The sequence below is a fragment of the uncultured Limimaricola sp. genome (genome assembly GCF_964022235.1).
In the GTDB taxonomy this organism is placed as follows: Bacteria; Pseudomonadota; Alphaproteobacteria; order Rhodobacterales; family Rhodobacteraceae; genus Limimaricola.
This window is the reverse complement of record NZ_CAXHZL010000005.1, coordinates 167,676-188,586: the sequence shown is the minus strand read 5'-3', so window position 1 is coordinate 188,586 and position 20,911 is coordinate 167,676. Positions and strand designations below refer to the sequence as shown.

At 66.6% G+C, this 20,911-nt stretch carries 18 protein-coding genes; 9 read left to right on the top strand and 9 right to left on the bottom strand.

Going from position 1 to position 20,911, the window contains the following annotated elements; genetic code table 11:
- Positions 1-102: 102 nt before the first annotated feature.
- From rimP to AADJ02_RS08890, 5 genes are all read left to right on the top strand, one after another.
- Positions 103-693, top strand: a complete 591-nt coding sequence (gene rimP / locus AADJ02_RS08910; protein ID WP_341212645.1) for a ribosome maturation factor RimP — start codon at positions 103-105, stop codon at positions 691-693.
- Entirely contained in the window at positions 693-2,309 is a 1,617-nt protein-coding gene (gene nusA, locus AADJ02_RS08905; protein WP_341212644.1) for a transcription termination factor NusA, read from the top strand. Before rimP ends, nusA begins: the two co-directional genes overlap by 1 nt.
- 8 nt (positions 2,310-2,317) lie before the next feature.
- On the top strand, positions 2,318-2,941 hold the full coding sequence (locus AADJ02_RS08900; RefSeq protein ID WP_341212643.1) for an RNA-binding protein: 624 nt from the start codon (positions 2,318-2,320) through the stop codon (positions 2,939-2,941).
- Between the two features lie 5 nt (positions 2,942-2,946).
- Positions 2,947-5,460, top strand: a complete 2,514-nt coding sequence (gene infB, locus AADJ02_RS08895) for a translation initiation factor IF-2 (RefSeq protein WP_341212642.1) — start codon at positions 2,947-2,949, stop codon at positions 5,458-5,460.
- A gap of 96 nt (positions 5,461-5,556) precedes the next feature.
- Positions 5,557-6,102, top strand: a complete 546-nt coding sequence (locus AADJ02_RS08890) for an AAA family ATPase (RefSeq protein WP_341212641.1) — start codon at positions 5,557-5,559, stop codon at positions 6,100-6,102.
- 92 nt (positions 6,103-6,194) lie between these two features.
- On the opposite strand, the gene AADJ02_RS08885 is transcribed toward AADJ02_RS08890, so the two are convergent.
- The 4 genes from AADJ02_RS08885 to AADJ02_RS08870 all read right to left on the bottom strand — a co-directional run bounded on the left by AADJ02_RS08885 (position 6,195) and on the right by AADJ02_RS08870 (position 8,937).
- A complete protein-coding gene (locus AADJ02_RS08885; RefSeq protein WP_341212640.1) occupies positions 6,195-6,338 on the bottom strand; it encodes a hypothetical protein in 144 nt (47 codons plus the stop codon).
- Between the two features lie 141 nt (positions 6,339-6,479).
- Positions 6,480-6,878, bottom strand: a complete 399-nt coding sequence (gene mutT, locus AADJ02_RS08880; protein ID WP_341212639.1) for an 8-oxo-dGTP diphosphatase MutT — start codon at positions 6,876-6,878, stop codon at positions 6,480-6,482.
- Positions 6,875-8,092: a bifunctional glutamate N-acetyltransferase/amino-acid acetyltransferase ArgJ gene (argJ, locus tag AADJ02_RS08875; RefSeq protein WP_341212638.1), complete on the bottom strand. Its 1,218-nt coding sequence runs from the start codon at positions 8,090-8,092 to the stop codon at positions 6,875-6,877. The genes mutT and argJ overlap by 4 nt, the downstream gene beginning before the upstream one ends.
- A 2-nt stretch (positions 8,093-8,094) precedes the next feature.
- Positions 8,095-8,937 carry a peptidylprolyl isomerase gene (locus AADJ02_RS08870; RefSeq protein WP_341212637.1) on the bottom strand — a complete coding sequence of 281 codons (843 nt, stop codon included), beginning with the start codon at positions 8,935-8,937 and terminating at the stop codon, positions 8,095-8,097.
- A gap of 187 nt (positions 8,938-9,124) precedes the next feature.
- Here AADJ02_RS08870 and secA point away from each other — a divergent pair, with 187 nt between their 5' ends.
- The 3 genes from secA (at position 9,125) to AADJ02_RS08855 (ending at position 14,638) form a co-directional block, all read left to right on the top strand.
- On the top strand, positions 9,125-11,974 hold the full coding sequence (secA, locus tag AADJ02_RS08865) for a preprotein translocase subunit SecA (protein ID WP_341212636.1): 2,850 nt from the start codon (positions 9,125-9,127) through the stop codon (positions 11,972-11,974).
- A gap of 127 nt (positions 11,975-12,101) precedes the next feature.
- Positions 12,102-13,013 carry a hypothetical protein gene (locus tag AADJ02_RS08860; RefSeq protein WP_341212635.1) on the top strand — a complete coding sequence of 304 codons (912 nt, stop codon included), beginning with the start codon at positions 12,102-12,104 and terminating at the stop codon, positions 13,011-13,013.
- A 38-nt stretch (positions 13,014-13,051) separates the two neighbouring features.
- Entirely contained in the window at positions 13,052-14,638 is a 1,587-nt protein-coding gene (locus AADJ02_RS08855) for a phosphate ABC transporter substrate-binding/OmpA family protein (protein WP_341212634.1), read from the top strand.
- A 9-nt stretch (positions 14,639-14,647) separates the two neighbouring features.
- Here AADJ02_RS08855 and radC read toward each other — a convergent pair whose 3' ends face one another.
- The 3 genes from radC to dnaK form a co-directional block, all read right to left on the bottom strand.
- Positions 14,648-15,409 (bottom strand): DNA repair protein RadC, encoded by a 762-nt coding sequence (radC, locus tag AADJ02_RS08850; protein WP_341212633.1) that lies wholly within the window; start codon positions 15,407-15,409, stop codon positions 14,648-14,650.
- A gap of 46 nt (positions 15,410-15,455) precedes the next feature.
- Complete coding sequence (gene dnaJ, locus AADJ02_RS08845; RefSeq protein ID WP_341212632.1) at positions 15,456-16,616, bottom strand: molecular chaperone DnaJ; 1,161 nt, start codon at positions 16,614-16,616, stop codon at positions 15,456-15,458.
- 82 nt (positions 16,617-16,698) lie between these two features.
- Positions 16,699-18,621: a molecular chaperone DnaK gene (dnaK, locus tag AADJ02_RS08840; RefSeq protein WP_341212631.1), complete on the bottom strand. Its 1,923-nt coding sequence runs from the start codon at positions 18,619-18,621 to the stop codon at positions 16,699-16,701.
- Positions 18,622-18,821: 200 nt separating this feature from the next.
- On the opposite strand from dnaK, the gene AADJ02_RS08835 reads away from it, so the two are divergent.
- Positions 18,822-19,430, top strand: coding sequence for an alpha-ketoglutarate-dependent dioxygenase AlkB (locus tag AADJ02_RS08835; protein ID WP_341212630.1), 609 nt, complete (start codon positions 18,822-18,824; stop codon positions 19,428-19,430).
- A gap of 125 nt (positions 19,431-19,555) precedes the next feature.
- Here the strand turns inward: AADJ02_RS08835 and AADJ02_RS08830 are convergent, their stop codons facing one another.
- Positions 19,556-20,044, bottom strand: a complete 489-nt coding sequence (locus tag AADJ02_RS08830; RefSeq protein ID WP_341212629.1) for an SH3 domain-containing protein — start codon at positions 20,042-20,044, stop codon at positions 19,556-19,558.
- Positions 20,041-20,862, bottom strand: a complete 822-nt coding sequence (locus tag AADJ02_RS08825) for an ABC transporter permease (RefSeq protein ID WP_341212628.1) — start codon at positions 20,860-20,862, stop codon at positions 20,041-20,043. Before AADJ02_RS08825 ends, AADJ02_RS08830 begins: the two co-directional genes overlap by 4 nt.
- Positions 20,863-20,911: the final 49 nt, after the last annotated feature.

The following is a 20,911-nucleotide window of genomic DNA, read 5'->3' as shown; positions in this document are numbered from 1 at the left end:
CTATATCCCCCTCAGAACAGCGGCGCGCCGGCCTCCACAACCGGCGCCCACCGGGAAAGATCGACGGGCCGCTGGCCCGTTTTTTTGTGCTTGGAGGACCTCATGTCCGACCTCATCGCCAAGGCGGCGATCGACCGCCGCGTCCAGGAGATCATCGAGCCCGTCATCACTGACATGGGTTTTGAACTGGTGCGCGTGCGCCTGATGTCGGGCAAGAGCTCGACGTTGCAGATCATGGCGCAGAAATCCGACGGCACGATCGAGGTCGACGAGTGCGGCCAGATCTCCACCGCCGTCTCCGCCGTGCTCGACGTCGAGGACCCGATCATCGACGCCTACACGCTCGAGGTCTCCTCGCCCGGCATCGACCGGCCCCTGACCCGGCTCAAGGATTTCGAGCAGTGGAAGGGCTTCGAGGCCAAGATCGAGACCGAGGAGCTGATCGACGGTCGCCGCCGCTTCAAGGGCGAGCTGGCGGGCGTCGAGGACGACGAGGTGCTGATCGAGATCGAGGAGTCCGGTGAGACGATCACCATCGGGCTGAAGTTCGAGTGGCTCTCGGACGCCAAGCTGGTGCTGACCGACGAGCTGATCCGGGATGTGCTGCGCTCGCGCAAGGACGCGGGCCAGATCGACGAGACCCAATTCGACGATGTTGAAACCATCATTGATGGTGATGAGGAGAACAACTGATGGCCATCACGTCCGCAAACCAGCTTGAGCTCTTGCAGACCGCCGAGGCGGTCGCGCGCGAGAAGATGATCGACCCGATCCTCGTGGTCGAGGCGATGGAAGAGAGCCTCGCCCGCGCCGCCAAGTCGCGCTACGGCGCCGAAATGGACATCCGGGTCAACATCGACCGCAAGACCGGCCGCGCCCGCTTTACCCGCGTGCGCACCGTGGTCGCCGATGACGAGCTGGAGAACTATCAGGCCGAGCTGACCGTCGAACAGGCCAAGCTCTATCTCGAAGATCCCAAGGTCGGCGACACCTATGTCGAGGAAGTGCCCCCGGTCGAACTGGGCCGCATCGCCGCGCAATCGGCCAAGCAGGTGATCCTGCAAAAGGTCCGCGAGGCCGAGCGCGATCGGCAGTACGAAGAGTTCAAGGATCGCGCCGGCACGATCATCAACGCCACCGTCAAGCGCGAGGAATACGGCAACATCGTCGTCGAGCTTCCCGGCGCGGGCGAAGCCGTGCTGCGCCGCAACGAGAAGATCGGCCGCGAGGCTTACCGCCCCGGCGACCGCATCCGCTGCTACGTCAAGGACGTGCGCCGCGAGGTGCGTGGCCCGCAGATCTTCCTCAGCCGCACCGCGCCCGAGTTCATGGCCGAGCTGTTCAAGATGGAAGTGCCCGAGATCTACGAGGGCATCATCGAGATCAAGGCCGTGGCCCGTGATCCCGGCAGCCGCGCCAAGATCGCCGTGATCTCCTATGACAACTCGATCGACCCCGTGGGCGCCTGCGTCGGCATGCGCGGCAGCCGGGTGCAGGCCGTCGTCGGCGAGCTTCAGGGCGAGAAGATCGACATCATCCCGTGGAACGAGGACATGCCGACTTTCCTCGTCAACGCGCTGCAGCCCGCCGAGGTCTCCAAGGTCGTGTTCGACGAGGAAGCCGAGCGCATCGAGGTGGTGGTGCCCGAAGAACAGCTGTCGCTCGCCATCGGCCGTCGCGGTCAGAACGTGCGTCTGGCGAGCCAGCTCACCGGTCTCGACATCGACATCATGACCGAAGAGCAGGAGAGCAAGCGCCGTCAGGCCGAGTTCGAGACCCGCACCAAGCTGTTCATGGATACGCTCGATCTCGACGAGTTCTTTGCGCAACTTCTCGTCTCCGAGGGCTTCACAAATCTCGATGAGGTCGCATATGTCGATCAGGACGAGCTTCTGGTGATCGACGGAGTCGACTCCGACACCGCAGCCGAGCTTCAGGCGCGCGCCCGTGACTATATCGACGCCCAGAACAAGGCCGCGCTGGAGCGCGCCCGTGAGCTTGGCGCCGAGGATAGCCTGATCGGCTTCCCGGGTCTCAGCCCGCAGATGGTCGAGGCGCTGGCCAAGGACGGCGTCAAGACGCTCGAGGACTTCGCGACCTGCGCCGACTGGGAGCTGGCCGGCGGCTGGACCACCGAAGGCGGCGAGCGCGTGAAGGACGACGGCGTGCTGGAGCCCTTCGAGGTCAGCCTCGAAGAGGCGCAGGAGCTGGTGATGACTGCGCGGGTCGCTCTGGGCTGGGTCGATCCCGACGAGTTGGCGGCGGACGAGGCCGCGGCGGCCGAAGCGGATAACGAGCAAGAGGCCTGAGACAAGAGATGGGTCGTGGTGGAATGAAGGCGGAGCGGGCCGACGGGCCGGAGCGGAAGTGCATCGTCACGGGTGACGTGCAGCCGAAGTCCGGGTTGATCCGCTTCGTGATCGGCCCCGACGGCCAGGTGGTCCCCGATATCCTCGGCAAGCTGCCGGGGCGGGGGCTTTATGTGACGGCCGAGAAGGCCGTGATCGAGACGGCCAAGCGCGGGCAGTTCGCCCGCGCCGCCAAGGCCCCGGTGACGGTGCCCGAGGGTCTCGCGGCGGAGGTGGAGCGCCAGCAGGCGCGCCGAGTCGTCGACCTGATCGCGCTGGCGCGCAAGGCGGGACTCGCGATCGCGGGCTTCGAAAAGGTGAAATCGGCGCTCGCGGGCGATCACGTCCGCGTGCTGTTGCAGGCCTCGGACGGCTCCGAGCGCGGCAAGAGCAAATTATGGACCCCTACGGGGGCAAGATATTACGGCTGCCTGACCTCAGATGAATTGGGTTTGGCTTTCGGCCGGCAAAGTGTGATACACGGCGCGCTCGCTGCTGGCGGACTCAGCGACCGTGTTGTAGAGGAGGCCGCGAAACTGCGCGGCCTGCGAGAGAGCAACGGCGGCGATACGGCCTCCGGGAAGGATATGTAAATCTGATGAGCGATACCGACGGCAAGAAACCTCTTGGTCTGCACGGGTCCCGTCCGGGGAACGTCAAGCAGAGCTTCAGTCATGGCCGGACCAAGAACGTCGTGGTCGAGACCAAACGCAAGCGCGTCGTGGTGCCGAAGCCCGGTGGCGCGGCACAAGGCACGGCTGCGACCGGCGTCGTGAGGGGCGATCCCTCCAAGCGCCCGGCGGGAATCAGCGAGGCCGAACTCGAGCGCCGGATGCGCGCTCTCGCCCTCGCCCGGTCGCGCGAGGCCGAAGAGGCCGAGAAGCGCGCCGCCGAGGAGGCCGCCCGCGCCGAAGAGCGTGAGCGCCGCCGCGCCGAGATCGAGGCCAAGGAACGCGAGGACCGCGAGCGCGAAGAGGCGCTCAAGGCCAAGGCCGAGGAAGAGGAGCGTAAGAAGCGCGAGGCCGCCGAGGCCGCGCGCAAGGCGTCCCAGCCCGCGCCGCAGCAGCCCGCCGCGGCCCAGCAGCCCACTGCTCCCGGCGAGATGCCCGCAGGCGGTCAGCGCCCGAACTCCGCGCCCCGCAAGGCCGGCGATCGCGACCGCGATGCCCGCGCCGACAAGAAAGCCAAGCCCGCGGCCAAGGGCGGCATCGACAACCGCCGTTCCGGCAAGCTGACGCTGAACCAGGCGCTGTCTGGCGAAGGCGGCCGTCAGCGGTCCATGGCGCAGATGAAGCGCAAGCAGGAACGTGCACGCCAGAAGGCGATGGGCGGTCATGTCGAGCGCGAGAAGGTGGTGCGCGACGTGCAGCTGCCCGAGGCGATCACCGTGGGCGAGCTGGCCAACCGCATGGCCGAGCGCGTGGCCGACGTGGTCAAGTCGCTGATGCAGAGTGGCATCATGGCGACGCAGAACCAGTCGATCGACGCCGACACCGCCGAGCTGATCATCGAGGAATTCGGCCATCGCGTCGTGCGCGTCTCTGATTCGGACGTCGAACAGGTGATCGAGCAGGTCAAGGACAAGCCCGAGGATCTGCTTGATCGTGCGCCGATCATCACCGTGATGGGCCACGTCGACCACGGCAAGACCTCGCTTCTGGACGCGATCCGCAAAACCAAGGTCGTCTCGGGCGAGGCCGGTGGCATCACCCAGCATATCGGGGCCTATCAGGTCGAAGCCGCCAACGGTACGCGCCTGACTTTCCTCGATACGCCGGGTCACGCCGCCTTCACCTCGATGCGGGCCCGTGGCGCGCATGTGACGGACATCGTGGTGCTGGTGGTTGCCGCCGATGACGCGGTCATGCCGCAGACCATCGAAGCGTTGAACCACGCCAAGGCCGCCAAAGTGCCGATGATCGTGGCGATCAACAAGATCGACAAGTACGACGCCAACCCCGACAAGGTCCGCACGGACCTGCTCCAGCACGAGGTCATCGTCGAAAAGATGTCCGGCGACGTGCAGGACGTCGAGGTCTCGGCGATCACCGGCAAGGGTCTGGACCAGCTGCTCGAAGCGATCGCGCTGCAGTCCGAGATCCTCGAGCTCAAGGCCAACCCGAACCGTCCGGCGCAGGGCGCCGTGATCGAGGCGCAGCTCGACGTGGGCCGTGGCCCGGTCGCGACCGTTCTCGTGCAGAACGGCACGCTCAAGCGCGGCGACATCTTCGTCGTGGGCGAGCAGTGGGGCAAGGTCCGCGCGCTGGTCGACGACAAGGGCGAGCGCGTCGAGGAGGCCGGTCCGTCGGTCCCCGTCGAGGTGCTCGGTCTCAACGGCACGCCCGAGGCGGGCGACGTTCTCAACGTCGTCGCAACCGAGGCGCAGGCCCGCGAGATCGCCGAATACCGCGCCAACGCCGCCAAGGAGAAGCGCGCCGCCGCCGGTGCCGCGACGACCCTTGAGCAGCTCATGGCGAAGGCCAAGGAAGACCAGAACGTCTCCGAACTGCCGGTGGTGGTGAAGTCCGACGTGCAGGGCTCTGCCGAGGCCATCGTTCAGGCGATGGAAAAGATCGGCAACGACGAGGTCCGGGTCCGGGTGCTGCACTCGGGCGTGGGTGCCATCACCGAGAGCGACATCGGTCTGGCCGAGGCCTCCGGTGCGCCGGTCTTCGGCTTCAACGTCCGGGCCAACGCGCCCGCGCGTCAGGCCGCGAACCAAAAGGGCGTCGAGATCCGCTACTACAGCGTGATCTACGACCTCGTGGACGACGTGAAAGCGGCGGCTTCGGGCCTGTTGTCGAACGAGATCCGCGAGAAGTTCATCGGCTACGCGTCGATCAAGGAGGTCTTCAAGGTCTCCAACGTCGGCAAGGTCGCGGGCTGTCTGGTCACCGAAGGTGTCGCCCGCCGCTCCGCCGGTGTCCGCCTGCTGCGCGACAACGTCGTGGTTCACGAGGGCACGCTTAAGACGCTCAAGCGTTTCAAGGACGAAGTGTCCGAGGTGCAGTCAGGCCAGGAATGCGGCATGGCGTTCGAGAACCACGAGGACATGCGCCCCGGCGATGTCATCGAGATCTTCGAGCGGGAGTCGGTCGAGCGCTCGCTCTGATCACTCCGTCGAGACAGGAAAACGGGGCGGCCTTCGGGCCGCCCCTTTGCGTTGCGGGTGCTTGACGATGCGCGGTCCGGTCGCGATCCATGGGACATGCGGCGCGTGATGATCATCGGCCAGCCCGGATCGGGAAAATCGACCCTCGCTCGGAGGATGGGCGAGATCACGCATCTGCCCGTGGTGCATATCGATCATGTCCATTGGGCGCCGGGCTGGGTGGAGCGGACGCGCGCCGAAAAGGACCGGCTTTGCGCCGAGATCCACGCCCGGCCCGAATGGATCTTCGAGGGCGGGCATTCCTTCACCTGGGCGGAGCGGTTGTCGCGCGCCGATACGGTGATCTGGCTCGATCTGCCGCTGGCCCCGCGGCTGTGGCGCGTGATCTGGCGTACGCTGCGCTACTGGGGCCGGTCCCGTCCCGACATGTCGCCCGGTTGCCCCGAACGGTTCAGCCTTGATTTTCTGCGCTGGATCTGGCGCACGCGGGTCTCGATGCGCAATCGGCTTCGGTGGTTCTTTGACCGCGTGCCGCAGGACAAGGACCGTCACCACCTGAGGGGCAGGCGGGAGATCGAGGCCTATCTTGATGGGCTGCGCATGGCGGTGGCGCGGGGCAATCTGGGATTGCCGCACCGATAGGCGCGAGCAGGTCGAAGGCATGAAAAAAGGGACGGCGGTAAGCCGTCCCTTTCGCGTTCGGACACTCGTGAAATTCTATACGCGAAAGGGCCTCAGACGGCTTGTACGCCGCCGTTGGCCGGACGCCCTTCGTAGAGACGTTCGCCAACACGAATCAGCATTCGGCCGTTTGCAAGTTGTTTGACCAAAAGGCCCTGCACCGAGATGCAGCTACCTATCAGGATGGTTTGCAGCATGATGGACTCCAACAATCAATGGTGGGTCCGGTATAAGCCACTAACGGTAAACGACCTACCGCGTATAACGTTTTTTTGACGTCGATCGGAACCAATTGGGCACGAATGACGCAGCGTTTGCACGCCTGACGCTCCTGAGCCTCAGATCCAGTCGCGCAATACGGGAATTAGCGGCAGGTCGGCGGGCGGCATCGGATAGTCGCGCAGCCGGTTCGGCCTGACCCATTCGAGAGCCTGATTCTCGCGCCCATGCGCCTGACCTTGCCAGCGACGACACGCAAAGAGTGGCATCAACAGGTGAAAGCTCTCATAGGCGTGGCTGGCGAAGGTGAGCGGCGCGAGGCAGCTTTCCTGTGTGTCAATGCCAAGCTCCTCATGCAGCTCGCGGATCAGCGCCGCCTCGGGCGTCTCACCCGGCTCGACCTTGCCGCCCGGAAACTCCCACAGACCCGCCATCGACTTGCCCTCCGGGCGCTGCGCGAGCAGCACCCGGCCATCGGCGTCGATCAGCGCCACCGCCGAAACAAGGACGATCTTCACGACCGATAGTCGGCGTTGATGTCGATGTAGCGATGCGTGAGATCGCAGGTCCAGGCCACGGCCTCGCCCGATCCGAGCCCGAGATCTACGTCGATGACGATCTCCTGACCCTTCATGTAGGCGGCGGCTTTTTCTTCGTCATAGGCAGGGCTGACCCAGCCCTTTTCGGCGACGAGGATGTCACCGAAGCGGATCGACAGCAGGTCGCGGTCGGCTTCGGCCCCGGATTTGCCCACCGCCATGACGATGCGGCCCCAGTTGGGGTCCTCGCCCGCGATGGCGGTCTTGACCAGAGGCGAGTTCGCGGTGGCCATCGCGACGCGGCGCGCGTCGGCGTCGGAGGTCGCACCCGTGACGCGGATCTCGACGAACTTGGTCGCACCCTCGCCGTCGCGCACCACTTGATGCGCAAGGTCGAGCATCACGCGCTCGAGAGCTGCGGCATAGTCGGCATTGCCGGTGACATCGACGCCCGAAGCCCCAGTGGCGCCCATCAGCAGCGTGTCGGAGGTCGAGGTGTCGCTGTCGACGGTGATGCAGTTGAAGGTCCGGTCGGTGATCTTGCGCAGCAGGCTCTGCAGCTTGGGCTGGTCGATCAGCGCATCGGTGAAGATATAGACCAGCATCGTCGCCATGTCGGGCGCGATCATGCCCGAGCCCTTGGCGATGCCGGCGATCTTCACCGGCTTGCCGTCGATGGAGACGGTTTCGGTGGCCCCCTTGGGGAAGGTGTCGGTGGTCATGATGGCGCGAGCGGCGCCTTCGATGCCCGCAGGGTCGAGCGCGGCGTTCAGCTCGGCCAGCTTGGCCACGATGCGCTCGTGCGGCAGCGGCTCACCGATGACACCGGTGGAGGAGGTGAAGACGCGGGCCTCGTCGATGCCGGTGGTCTGCGCCACGGCGGCGCAGATCTCGGCCACCGAGCGCTCCCCGGCGGCCCCGGTAAAGGCGTTGGAATTGCCAGAGTTCACGAGAAAGGCGGCGCGGGTGGTGTCCGCGCCGATCTTGGCCTCGCAGTCGCGCACCGGGGCCGAACGGGTGGAGGAGCGCGTGAACACCCCCGCCACCACCGAGCCCGGCTCCAGCTCGGCAAGCATCACATCGGTCCGGTTCGCGTATCGCACCCCGGCCGCGAGGGCGGCGAAGCGTACGCCTGCGATCTCGGGCAGGGCGGGAAAGGCGGCGGGCGCCAGAGGCGAAACCGGACCGGCCATGATCAGTTGCCTTCTTCGAGCAGTTCGAGGTTCGTCAGAACCGCCGGGTCGAAAGCTCCCTCTTCGGGACGGCTGATCTCGGCCGCGCCTTCGAGCTCGGTCAGGCGCTCTTCGATCTTGCCCTGCTGGATCTGGCTGGCGAGATCATCGCGCACCTCGTCGAGCGCGGGCGGCTCTTGGGTGCGGGTGTCGTCTAGGCGGATGATGTGAAAGCCGAACTGGGTCTCGACCGGGGTCTCGGTGGTCTCGCCCTTCTCAAGCTCGGCCACGGCATTCTGGAACGGCTCGACCATCATGCCTTCGGCGAACCACCCAAGGCTGCCGCCCTGCGCGCCCGAACCCGGATCGGTCGAGACCTCCTTTGCGACTTCGGCAAAATCCTCGCCCGCCCCAAGACGCTCCATCACCGCCGCGGCCTCTTCCTCGGTCTCCACGAGGATGTGGCTGGCGTTGAATTCCTGCGTCGCCTCGGCGTCGGCGAAGGCCTCGTCATAGGCGGCCTGAAGCTCCTCCTCGGAGACCTCTTCGCCCATCATCGCGTTGATCGCCTCGCCCGCGAGCAGCGAGCGGCGCTGGTTCTGCAGGGCCAGTTCGACGCGGGCCGGGGTCTCTTCGAGCGTGTCAGCCAGCACCTGCTGCTGGACCAACTGGTCGAGAATGCCCTGAAACAGGGTCTCGGGCGGCAGTTGCTGGTACTGCTGCGGCAGCTGGCTGCGGGTGATGATCATTTCGCCCAGCGTGATCTCGGTGCCGTTCACGGTGGCGACGACATCCGAGGCCTGCTGCGCGGAAGCCATCGTGGCAAGGCCGACCATCAGGGCGGCGGCGGGCAGCGTGCGGATCATGTGGTTTCCTTCCTTGGCCGCGCCGGGACACGTCCTCGGGGCGCGACGTTGACACTCGGTCTCCCGCCCCTTACATCGCCGGATGGGCTGGCAAAGGGCGGCACTTGCGCCCTATCTATGCCCCACATGCGGGGGCGACAAGCGACCTCCTTGCAGATCAATTGACGACGGCAGGAGACAATCGCCAATGCTGGGTATCGGATCGCTGGCCAAAAAGGTCTTCGGCACGCCGAACGACCGCAAGATCAAGTCCACGCGACCGCTGATCGAACAGATCAACGCGCTCGAACCCGAGTTCCAGGCGTTGGACGACGAGGGCCTCAAGGCCAAGACCGCCGAATTCAAGGCGCGGGTCGAGAAGGGCGAGAGCCTCGACCACCTTCTCCCCGAAGCCTTCGCCAACTGCCGCGAGGCGGCGCGCCGCGCGCTTGGCCTGCGCGCCTTCGACACGCAGCTGATGGGCGGCATCTTCCTGCACCAAGGCAATATCGCCGAGATGAAGACCGGCGAGGGCAAGACGCTTGTCGCGACCTTTCCGGCCTATCTCAACGGCCTGTCGGGCAAAGGTGTCCATGTCGTTACGGTGAACGACTACCTCGCCAAGCGCGACGCCGAATGGATGAGCAAGGTCTATGGCGCGCTGGGTCTGACCACCGGCGTGGTCTACCCGCAGCAGCCCGAGTCCGAGAAGAAAGGCGCCTACGCCGCCGACATTACCTACGCCACCAACAACGAGCTGGGCTTCGACTACCTGCGCGACAACATGAAGTCCGAGCTGGCGCAGATGAACCAGCGCGGCCACAACTTCGCGATCGTCGACGAGACCGACAGCATCCTGATCGACGAGGCGCGCACGCCGTTGATCATCTCGGGGCCGAGCGAGGACCGCTCGGATCTGTACCGCACCATCGACCGGGTGATCCCCGATCTGACCGGCGAGCATTACACGCTCGACGAAAAGACCCGCTCGGTGACCTACACCGACGAGGGCAACGAGTTTCTGGAGGCCCGCCTGCTCGCGCTCGGCATCCTGCCCGAGGGGCAGACGCTTTATGACCCCGAGAGCACGACCATCGTGCACCACATCAATCAGGGCCTGCGCGCGCACAAGCTGTTCACCCGTGACAAGGACTACATCATCCGCGACGGCCAGGCCGTGCTGATCGATGAGTTCACGGGCCGCATGATGCACGGACGCCGCCTGTCGGACGGCCTGCACCAGGCGATCGAGGCCAAGGAGGAGCTGGACATCCAGCCCGAGAACGTGACGCTGGCGAGCGTCACCTTCCAGAACTACTTCCGGCTTTACGACAAGCTCGCCGGCATGACCGGCACGGCGCTGACCGAGGCCGACGAATTCTACGAGATCTACCGCCTCGGCGTGGTCGAAGTGCCGACCAACCGGCCGATCCAGCGCGTCGACGAGCACGATCAGGTCTACCGCACCGCGCGCGAGAAGTTCGAGGGCGTGGTCACCTCGATCAAGGAGTCGCATGAAAAGCGCCAGCCGATCCTCGTCGGCACCACCTCGATCGAGAAGTCCGAATTCCTGAGCAAGATGCTCGAAAAGGAGGGCATCACGCACAACGTGCTGAACGCCCGCCAGCACGAGCAGGAAGCGCAGATCATCGCCGAAGCCGGCAAGCTCGGCGCTGTTACCATCGCCACCAACATGGCCGGGCGTGGCACCGACATCCAGCTGGGCGGCAACGTCGAGCTGAAGGTGCTCGAAGCGCTGGCCGCCGATCCCGAGGCCAACCCCGACGAAATCCGCTCGCGGATCGAGGCCGAGCATGCCGACGAGAAGAAGGCCGTGCTCGCAGCGGGGGGCCTGTTCGTGCTTGCCACCGAGCGCCACGAAAGCCGCCGCATCGACAACCAGCTGCGCGGTCGTTCGGGCCGTCAGGGCGATCCGGGCCGCTCCTCGTTCTTTTTGTCGCTCGAAGACGACCTGATGCGGATCTTCGGCTCCGAGCGCCTTGAGAAGGTGCTGTCGGGTCTGGGCATGAAGGAAGGCGAGGCGATCGTGCACCCTTGGGTGAACAAGTCGCTCGAGCGCGCGCAGGCCAAGGTCGAGGGACGCAACTTCGACATCCGCAAGCAGCTTTTGAAATACGACGACGTGATGAACGAGCAGCGCAAGGTGATCTTCTCCCAGCGCCGCGAGATCATGGAAGCCAAGGATCTCTCCGAGATCGTCGCTGACATGCGTCATCAGGTGATCGAGGATCTCGTCGCCACCCATATCCCGCCCAAGGCCTATGCCGACCAGTGGGACACCGAAGGGCTCTATGCCGAGGCGATCCAGAAGCTCGGCGTCGACGTGCCGGTGATGGCTTGGGCGCAGGAAGAGGGCGTCGATGACGAGACCATCCGCGAGCGGCTCGAAGAGGCCTCCGACAAGCTGATGGCGCAGAAGACCGAGGCCTTTGGTCCCGAGACCATGAAGAGCATCGAAAAGCAGGTGCTCTTGCAGACCATCGACGCCAAGTGGCGCGAGCATCTCTTGATGCTCGAACACCTGCGCTCGGTGGTGGGCTTCCGTGGCTATGCGCAGCGCGATCCGCTCAACGAGTACAAGACCGAGAGCTTCCAGCTCTTCGAGGGGCTGCTCGACGGGCTGCGCGCCGAGGTGACCGAAAAGCTCGGCCAGGTGCGACCGATCTCGAAGGAAGAGCAGCAGGCGATGCTGCAGCGCGCCGTGCAGGCGCAGGCGGCCCGTGCCCAAGCGGCCCCCGCCGCTGCCGGTGCGACCGCGCAGGCCGCAGGCGCCGCGTCCGCCGCAGCCCCATCGGCGGCGCCCGCCGCTCCGCAGCAGACGACGCCCGAGATGGCCAGCGCCGGTGCTGCGCCTGCGGCTCAGACCTCCGCTCCGACGGCTGGCGCTCCGACGGCTGGCGCTCCGGCGCCCGCCGCGCCGTCCCCGGCACCGGGCTTTGACGAAAACGACCCCAAGACCTGGGGCTCGCCGTCGCGCAACGAGGCCTGCCCCTGCGGATCGGGAGAGAAGTTCAAGCACTGCCACGGCAAGCTTTGAGACCTGCGCGGCGGGTGCGCCCGCCGCATTTCTGCCCGCATGACTCCCTCACAAGGCCGGTTTGCCGTCGCGCGCTGGCCTTGTGCCTTGCCTAATCTGGAGCAACCGGATGGGTAAGGATCGTGTCATGGCTGTATTGCGTTTTCTCGCGACCGCGGGTGCCTGTGCCACCGCCGCTTTGGCGATCGGCCAGTTCATGGAAAGCGGCGTCTCGCGCGCCGCGGCGACCCCGGTGGAGCTGCCGGGAAGCTTTTCCGAGCCGCCGGTGCTGATCGGACCCATGCCCGAAGCTGCCCCTCTTGCCGCCGCTGCCGTCTTCGACCGGCCGGTGCCGATGCGCGCTCCGGCGCCGCTGGCCCGCCTGTCGGTGCCGGGAGGGGCGGGGGACTGCGGTCTGTCGATGTCGGCCGAGGCGCGCCCCGGTGCGATGGTCGCCCTGCGCCTTGTTGCCCCCTGTGCGCCCATGGCTCGCGTGGCGCTGCGCCATCAGGGCCTGACCGTGACGCTCCTGACCGATGATTTGGGCCGGGCCGAGGCGCTGTTTCCCGCGCTCTCCGAGCAGGCCGTGTTCATGGCCGAGACGGGCGGCAAGACGGCCATCACCTCCGTGGACCTGCCCGATATGGCCGATTGGCAGCGCGTGGCGCTGCAATGGCGCGACAGCGACGGGATTTCGCTGCATGCGCTGGCTGCAGGTGGCAGGCCCGGCGGTGCGGGGGATCTGAGCGCCGACACGCCGGCCCGGCCCGAGACGGGCATGCGGGCCGCCGTGGTGGCCTTGGGCCATGCCGCCGCCCCCGAGGCGCGTCTGGCGCAGGTCTACAGCGCCCCGGTGGGCGAGGCGCGCGGCCTGCGGGTCGAGATCGAGGTGACCGAAGACAATTGCGGCGCACCGGTGCTTGCCGAAATGGTGCGCAGCGATGGCACGGGCGGTCTGGCCAGCCTCGACCTCGAGGTTACGCTTCCGGGTTGCGATGCCTTGGGCGAGCTTCTTGTCTTGCAAAACCTCGAGCCGGCGCTGACACTTGCGTCGAGATGACGCCCAGAAAACCTGCCTCTTTCCCATCCTTCAAGATCTTGCGCCGCGCGGTCCTATGGGCCGCGCTGTGGGCCGCGCTGTGGTTTGCGCCGCAAGCTCTCGTGGCACAGGAGTCGGACCGGGAGGTGCAGCTCACCTCGCGATCGGGCTCGCTGAACCTGACTGGAAGCCTCTTGGGTTATGACGGTCGCTACCTGCGCATCGCCACCGAACACGGAGAGCTGACGCTGCCGCTTGCGGGCGTGATCTGCGAGGGGGCGAGCTGTCCTGACCCGGAGGCCTGGGTACCCGAACTGCGGCTTTCTGGTGCTGCGCGGCTGGGCGAGCTGGTGCTGCCCGCGCTGGTCGAGGGGTATGCCCGAGCCAGGGGGTGGGAGCCCGAACGTGTCGAGTCGCACGAGGGCCATGCGCTCTACAGCCTCGCCGCGCCGCGCGATGTGGGCGCACAGGAGCAGCTGCGCGTCTCGTTCCGCCTGACCTCGACCGAAGACGGTTTCGCCGACCTCCTAGCCGACGAGGCCGACATGGCGATGGCCGAGCGGTTGCTCGACGCGGAGGAGCTGTCGCTGGCCCGCGACGCAGGGCTGGGCCGGCTCGATGCGCCGGGGCGGTTGCAGCTTGTCGGTCTCGACGCGCTGGTGCCGGTGGTCGCGCCGGGGCATCGGTTACAGGCGGTTTCGCTGTCGCAGCTGTCGCGGCTTTTCGCGGGCGAGATCGCCGATTGGTCGCGTCTGGGGGCCGCGCCGGGGCCGGTGCGGCTACATCTGGAGGCCGAGACGAGCGGTCAGGCGCAGGGCTTCGAAGCCTTGGTGCTCGATGGCATGGACCGGCGCCTTTCGGCCGAGGTGATCCGTCACGCGGATGCCGAGGCGCTCGCCGCCGCGGTGGTCGCCGATCCCGGCGCGATCGGCATGCTGCCCTTCGGACGGCTCGGGGCGGCGCAGCCTTTGGCGCTGACTGGGCCTTGCGGGCTGCGCAGCATGGCGCGGCCCGAGACCGTCACCACGGGAGATTTCCCGCTCACCCTGCCGCTGGTGCTCTACCGGCCGATGCGCCGCCTGCCCGAAGCGGCGGAGGCCTTCCTGTCCTGGATCGCCACCGGCGAGGCGCAGCTGGTGCTGCGCCGAGCCGGGGTCACCGGCCTCGCACCAATCCCGATTCCGATCGAAAGCCAAGGCGGGCGTATCGCCGGGGCGGTGCTGTCGGCGGGGGACGACGTGGGCTTGGGCGATCTGCAGCGGATGCTGCGGGTGTTGGGGCCGCGTCAGAGGCTGTCGACGACCTTCCGCTTCGAGGCGGGAGAGGCCGCCCTCGACGCAGTGTCGCGCAGCCGCGTGGTGCAGCTTGCCCAGACGATCCGCGATGGGCAGCACAGCGGCGAATCGCTGCTTCTGGCGGGGTTCTCGGACGGGCGCGGCGGCCCAGTGGCCAACCACGACCTGTCGCTCGAGCGCGCCGAAGCGGTGCGGGCCGCTGTGCTGTCGCTCTTGGGGGGCGAGCTGCCGTCGGGCACCTCGCTCGAGGTCGCGGCCTTCGGCGAAGCACTGCCCATGGGCTGCGACGACACCGCGACAGGGCGCGGCATCAACCGCCGGGTGGAGCTTTGGGTGGCGCCGCTACGCTAGAGCAGCCCGTCAGAGCAAACCCTCCGCCCGAAAGCTGGTCTCTCGTGATTTGCCGATGACCAGATGGTCGTGCAGCACGATGCCAAGCGCCCGCGCCGCCGCCTCGACCTGCGCGGTCATGGAAATATCGGCCTCCGACGGCGTTGGATCGCCCGAGGGGTGGTTGTGCACGAGTATCAACGCCGAAGCGTTCAACTCCAGCGCCCGTTTGACCACCTCGCGCGGATAGACCGGCACGTGGTCGACGGTGCCGCGCGCCTGCGCCTCATCGGCGACGAGGACGTTGCGCCGGTCGAGGAACAGCACCCGGAACTGTTCGGTATCGCGGTGCGCCATCACGGTGCGGCAGTAGTCGAGCAGCGGCTCCCAGCCCGAAAGCACGGGCCGCGCGATCACCCGGGCCCGGGCCATGCGGTGGGCCACGGCCTCCACGACCTTGATCTCGGTGAGCACGGAAGGGCCGACGCCGTCGATTTCCGACAGCCGCGGAGGCGGAGCCGCGAGCACGCGGTTGAGATCGCCGAAGGCGTCGATCAGACGGCGCGCCAACGGCTTCACGTCCTGTCGCGGAATGGCCCGGAACAGCAGGAGTTCCAGTAGCTCGTAATCGGGCATGGCGTCGGCCCCGCCCGAAAGAAACCTCTCGCGCAGGCGGCGTCGGTGGTCGGCCATGTAGGAGGGAACGCGGCCCTTGGGAAGCGGTGCCACGCCGGCCACCTCGTCGTGGTCGAAGGGCAGGGAACGCTCGGCGAAGGAAGGATCGAATGCCATGCCCGCGAGTGTCTCGCGGGCATGGTTAAAGCGGACTTAACAGGCCTCAGCCCTTCATCGAGTCCCAGAACCCCTTTACGGCGGAGAAGAAGTTCGAGCTTTGCGGGTTGTTCCGTTCGCTCGCCTCATCGAACTCGCGCAGGAGTTCACGCTGCCGGGCAGTAAGGTTCACCGGCGTCTCGACGGCGAGCTCGATGAACATGTCGCCGCGCTGGCCACCGCGCAGGGCGGGCATGCCCTTGCCGCGCAGGCGCATCTGACGACCCGACTGGCTACCATCGGGGATCTTCACGCGGGACTTGCCGCCGTCGATGGTCGGCACCTCGATGTCGCCACCCAGCGCCGCCGCCGCCATGGAGACGGGCACGCGGCAGTAGAGGTCGTGTCCGTCGCGCTTGAACAGCTGATGCTCGGCCACATCGATGAAGATGTAGAGATCGCCCGAAGGACCGCCACGCAAGCCTGCCTCGCCCTCACCGGCAAGCCGGATGCGGGTGCCGGTCTCGACGCCCGCGGGAATGTTGACCGAAAGCGATTTTTCCTTTTCGACGCGCCCCGCGCCATGACAGGCCCGGCAGGGATCCTTGATGATCTGGCCGATGCCGTTGCAGGTCGGGCAGGTGCGCTCGACGGTGAAGAAGCCCTGCTGCGCACGCACCTTGCCCATGCCCGAACAGGTCGGACAGGTGGCGGGTTCGGAGCCGTCGGAGGCGCCCGAGCCGGAGCATTTGCCGCAGGTGACCGACGTCGGCACCGTCACGGTCTTTTGCATGCCCGCGAAGGCGTCTTCGAGGTTGATGCGAAGGTTGTAGCGCAGGTCGTTGCCGCGCGCGGCGCGGCTGCGGCCCTGGCCCGCGCCACCGCGCTGGCCGCCCATGAAGTCGCCGAACAGATCGTCGAACACGTCCGAGAAGGCCGAGGCGAAATCGCCCTGACCGCGGAAGCCACCCGCGCCGCCGCCCGGACGCGCGCCCATGCCACCCTCGAAGGCGGCATGGCCATAGCGGTCGTAGGCGGCCTTCTTGTCGGCGTCCTTGAGCACGTCATAGGCCTCGTTGGCGGCCTTGAACTGCTCTTCGGCATTGGGGTTGTCGGAGTTGCGGTCGGGGTGAAGCTCCTTCGCCTTCTGGCGATAGGCTTTCTTGATCTCGTCGGCGGACGCGCCCTTGGAGACTCCGAGCGTTTCGTAATAGTCGCGTTTTGCCATAGGATCGTCCTACCTTTCGGAAACGGAAAGGAGCCGGCCCGGTCGGCGGGCCGGCTCCTTGGACCAGAGCTTTCGCGGCGCCTCAGCGGCCCCGCTTGTCGTCGTCCAGATCCTCGAAGTCGGCGTCGACGATGCCGTCATCGTCGTTGTCGCGCGGCTTGTCGCTCTCGGCGGGCTCCTCTTCACCGGCTTCGGCCTGACCGGCCTTGTAGATGGCCTCGCCCAGCTTCATCGCCGCCTCGGAGACGTTCTGGATGCCCGAGCGGATCTTGTCGGGGTTGTCGCCCTCGAGATCGTCGCGCAGGGCGGCCAGCGCCAGTTCGATCGCCTCGACCGTGGTCGGGTCGACCTTGTCGGAGTGCTCCTCGATCGATTTCTCGGTCGAGTGGATCAGGCTCTCCGCCTGGTTCTTGGCTTCGACCAGATCACGCCGCTTCTTGTCGCCCTCGGCGTTCTCCTCGGCTTCGCGGACCATCTTCTCGATGTCCTCGTCGGTGAGACCGCCCGAGGCCTGGATGGTGATCTTCTGCTCTTTGCCGGTGCCCTTGTCCTTGGCGCTCACCGACACGATGCCGTTGGCGTCGATGTCGAAGGTCACCTCGATCTGCGGCATGCCGCGGGGCGCGGGGGGGATGTTCTCGAGGTTGAACTGACCCAGCATCTTGTTGTCCTGGGCCATCTCGCGCTCGCCCTGGAACACCCGGATCGTCACGGCGTTCTGGTTGTCCTCGGCGGTCGAGAAGATCTGGCTCTTCTTGGTCGGGATGGTGGTGTTGCGGTCGATCAGGCGGGTGAACACGCCACCCAGCGTCTCGATGCCAAGGCTCAGCGGCGTCACGTCGAGCAGCACCACGTCCTTCACGTCACCCTGAAGCACGCCAGCCTGGATCGCAGCGCCCAGCGCCACGACCTCGTCGGGGTTCACACCCTTGTGCGGCTCCTTGCCGAAGAACTTGGTCACTTCCTCGACGACCTTGGGCATGCGGGTCATGCCGCCGACGAGAACGACCTCGTCGATCTCGGAGGTCGAGATGCCGGCATCCTTGAGCGCCGCCTGACAGGGCTTCATCGAGGCCTTGATCAGGTCGCCCACGAGGCTTTCCAGCTTGGCGCGGGTCAGCTTCATGACGAGGTGCAGCGGCGTGCCGGTCGAGGCGTTCATCGAGATGAACGGCTGGTTGATCTCGGTTTGGGTCGAGGACGACAGCTCGATCTTCGCCTTCTCGGCCGCTTCCTTCAGGCGCTGCAGCGCCATCTTGTCGGTGGTGAGATCGGCGCCATGCTCCTTTTTGAACTCCTGCGCGAGGTAGTTCACGATGCGCATGTCGAAGTCTTCGCCACCGAGGAAGGTGTCGCCGTTGGTCGACTTCACCTCGAACAGGCCGTCGTCGATCTCGAGGATGGTCACGTCGAAGGTGCCGCCGCCGAGGTCATAAACGGCGATGGTCTTGGCGTCTTTCTTGTCGAGGCCGTAGGCCAGCGCCGCGGCGGTCGGCTCGTTGATGATGCGCAGCACTTCGAGACCGGCGATCTTGCCCGCGTCCTTGGTGGCCTGACGCTGGGCGTCGTTGAAATAGGCGGGAACGGTGATGACGGCCTGCGTCACCTCCTCGCCGAGGTACGACTCGGCGGTTTCCTTCATCTTCTGGAGTGTGAAGGCGGAGATCTGCGAGGGGGAATACTTTTCGCCCTTCACCTCGACCCAAGCGTCGCCATTGCCACCGTCGACGATGGTGTAGGGGACGAGCTTGCGGTCCTTCTCGACTGCAGCGTCGGACATGCGGCGGCCAACGAGGCGCTTGACCGCATGGATGGTGTTGGACGGGTTGGTGACGGCCTGCCGCTTGGCGGGCTGGCCGACGAGACGCTCATCGTCGGTGAAGGCGACGATCGACGGGGTGGTCCGCGCGCCCTCCGAGTTCTCGATCACACGGGGCTGCGAGCCGTCCATGATCGCGACGCAGGAGTTGGTGGTCCCGAGGTCGATGCCGATTACTTTAGCCATGTTCAAAACCCTCTAGCTCTAGGCGGTTTTCCGGTGCGGACCCGTTGAGGCATCCGCCCCGGACAGGAGATTTTGCGGCAGGACGCGCCCGCCGCGGATCACTGGGCTATATAGGGAGGGCGTTTTCGGGCTGCAACTGGCAGAGGCGACCAAGGCGCGCCATTTTGCCACCTTGGTGGAACAAGTTGGGAGATATGCGCATGACTGCCGATGAGATCGACCTGCGCGGGGTACGGGTGCTGCCGGGCTTCATTGCACCGGACGCCCAGGCGGCGATGGTCGCGGAGCTGCGCGAGGTGGCGCGCGTGGCTCCGGTCATGCGCCCGGTGACCCGGCGCGGCCCGATGAGCGTGCGGATGACCTCGGCAGGCACCTTGGGTTGGGTCGCGGACCGGCGCGGCTACCGCTATGAGCCGCTGCACCCCGAGACCGGCCAGCCCTGGCCGCCGATCCCCCCCGGCGTGCTGGCAGTGTGGCGCGCGGTGTCGGGGGTCGAAGTGGACCCTGACAGCTGCCTCGTGAACCTTTACCGCGAAGGGGCGAAGATGGGTCTGCATCAGGATCGCGACGAAGGCGATTTCGGCTTTCCGGTGGTCTCGATCTCGCTTGGCGACGAGGCGCTGTTCCGGGTCGGCTCGGTCGAGAAGGGCGGCAAGACCGCCTCGATCTGGCTGCGCTCGGGCGATGTGGCGGTGATGGGCGGCGCGGCGCGGCTGGTGCATCACGGCATCGATCGGGTGCGCGAGGGCTCCTCGACGCTGATCGCGGGCGGCGGGCGGATCAACGTCACGCTGCGCGTGGTGCGCTGAGAAGGAGCCTTAGCGCCCGAGCGTGCAGCACCCTGTGAAGAGCGTCGTGGTTTCGTCCGCCGCGCGCACCAGCAGCGCCTCATAGCCATAGCGACGCGACGACATGCCGTCCGAGCAGGATTGGTTCAGAACCGACAGGGTCCAGACCGCGCTGTCCGCCCCGACCGCCCCGGCGAAGCGGCCGCGATGCGAGGGGCCCCGGACAGGCCGGGGGCGGGGGTGTCGAGAAGCACGCTCTCGGGCGTCTCCATGCGCCAGCGACCCCCGGTCTCCAGCCGCCAGAACGGCTCGGTCCCGAAGCAGGCGGCCAGAGGCGGGATCGCCCCGTCCCATTGCCCGGGCTGGCGGTCGAGGAAGTCGAGCGACACCCAGCCCACGCCTTCGCCCGCGTTGACCAGACCCCAGTGGTGATCGGGCGAGGGCTCGATCACCTCGACATCGCGCGCGTTCGGGTCGAGCGTGCCGATCACGGCGTGACCGGTCCCCGGCCCGGAGCGGATGTTGAGCGTATCGCCCGTCGCCACCCGCGCCACGTCAAACAGCGCGGGCCAGGCGTCCTGCGTGGCGGCGGCGGGTGCGGCCCAGAACAGCAGCGCCAGCGCCAGCCCTCTCACCGTCCCGCGCTCCAGCTCACCGAGGCGCGCTTGCGGGTAAAGAACTCGGCCATCATGCCGATCGCCACCAGCGCCAGACCGACCCACAGCGGGTAGAGCGCGGAGGTGAAATGCGGCGTGTAGTTGAGAAAGATGTAGCCCCGCGCCTGGTCGATCGCGTGGAACAGCGGGTTCCAGTCGAACACCGCGAGCATGTAGCCCGGCAGGGTGTTGGCGACGAACATCTTGCCGGACGCGATCATGTTGGTGCGCGAATAGACCGAGACGCCGATGGTGGTGAACTCGGGCAGCCAAGGTTTGATCGCCATGAAGATCATGCCGACGCCGACGCCCGAGAACCACGACACCAGAAGCATCGCCATCGCGCCCACTGGATCCTCGATCACCACCGGCGTCACCAGCACGTGGTAGAAGAACAGCACCACCAGAAGCGACAGCACTTGGATGTAGAGCGATCCCAGCGCCGCCGCCGAAATGGTCACGGCGGTGTTGAGCGGCGCGTGTTTCATCATCGACGAGGCGGGGCCATCGGCCTTGACCACGGCCCCCACCGCCTTGGTGTGGGTGAGAAACAGGAAGATGCCGGACATCAGGTAGAGCAGGAAATCGCCCCTGAGACCCGCGCCGCGCGCGCCGATCAGCGCGAACATCAGATAGAAGGCCAGCACGAAGATCACCGTCTGGGCAATGTTCATCAGCAATCCCGCGAGCGCGTTGCGATGGCTCTTGCGGATGTCGCGCACGGTGGAGTGATAGATCAGCTCGGCCAATCCGGCCGCGCGTCGACCCGTGCCGCGGGGGCGCTCGCTCTGGAACATCTGACCTCGCTCTGCGGCCGGGTTCTGTGCCCGGTGGACCGATGACGAA

Bases quoted from the DNA above. Each gene is read 5' to 3' on its own strand.
- rimP (WP_341212645.1), top strand. From the start codon at position 103: ATGTCCGACCTCATCGCCAAGGCGGCGATCGACCGCCGCGTCCAGGAG.
- nusA (WP_341212644.1), top strand. From the start codon at position 693: ATGGCCATCACGTCCGCAAACCAGCTTGAGCTCTTGCAGACCGCCGAG.
- AADJ02_RS08900 (WP_341212643.1), top strand. From the start codon at position 2,318: ATGGGTCGTGGTGGAATGAAGGCGGAGCGGGCCGACGGGCCGGAGCGG.
- infB (WP_341212642.1), top strand. From the start codon at position 2,947: ATGAGCGATACCGACGGCAAGAAACCTCTTGGTCTGCACGGGTCCCGT.
- AADJ02_RS08890 (WP_341212641.1), top strand. From the start codon at position 5,557: ATGCGGCGCGTGATGATCATCGGCCAGCCCGGATCGGGAAAATCGACC.
- AADJ02_RS08885 (WP_341212640.1), bottom strand. From the start codon at position 6,338: ATGCTGCAAACCATCCTGATAGGTAGCTGCATCTCGGTGCAGGGCCTT.
- argJ (WP_341212638.1), bottom strand. From the start codon at position 8,092: ATGGCCGGTCCGGTTTCGCCTCTGGCGCCCGCCGCCTTTCCCGCCCTG.
- AADJ02_RS08870 (WP_341212637.1), bottom strand. From the start codon at position 8,937: ATGATCCGCACGCTGCCCGCCGCCGCCCTGATGGTCGGCCTTGCCACG.
- secA (WP_341212636.1), top strand. From the start codon at position 9,125: ATGCTGGGTATCGGATCGCTGGCCAAAAAGGTCTTCGGCACGCCGAAC.
- AADJ02_RS08860 (WP_341212635.1), top strand. From the start codon at position 12,102: ATGGCTGTATTGCGTTTTCTCGCGACCGCGGGTGCCTGTGCCACCGCC.
- radC (WP_341212633.1), bottom strand. From the start codon at position 15,409: ATGGCATTCGATCCTTCCTTCGCCGAGCGTTCCCTGCCCTTCGACCAC.
- dnaJ (WP_341212632.1), bottom strand. From the start codon at position 16,616: ATGGCAAAACGCGACTATTACGAAACGCTCGGAGTCTCCAAGGGCGCG.
- dnaK (WP_341212631.1), bottom strand. From the start codon at position 18,621: ATGGCTAAAGTAATCGGCATCGACCTCGGGACCACCAACTCCTGCGTC.
- AADJ02_RS08835 (WP_341212630.1), top strand. From the start codon at position 18,822: ATGACTGCCGATGAGATCGACCTGCGCGGGGTACGGGTGCTGCCGGGC.
- AADJ02_RS08825 (WP_341212628.1), bottom strand. From the start codon at position 20,862: ATGTTCCAGAGCGAGCGCCCCCGCGGCACGGGTCGACGCGCGGCCGGA.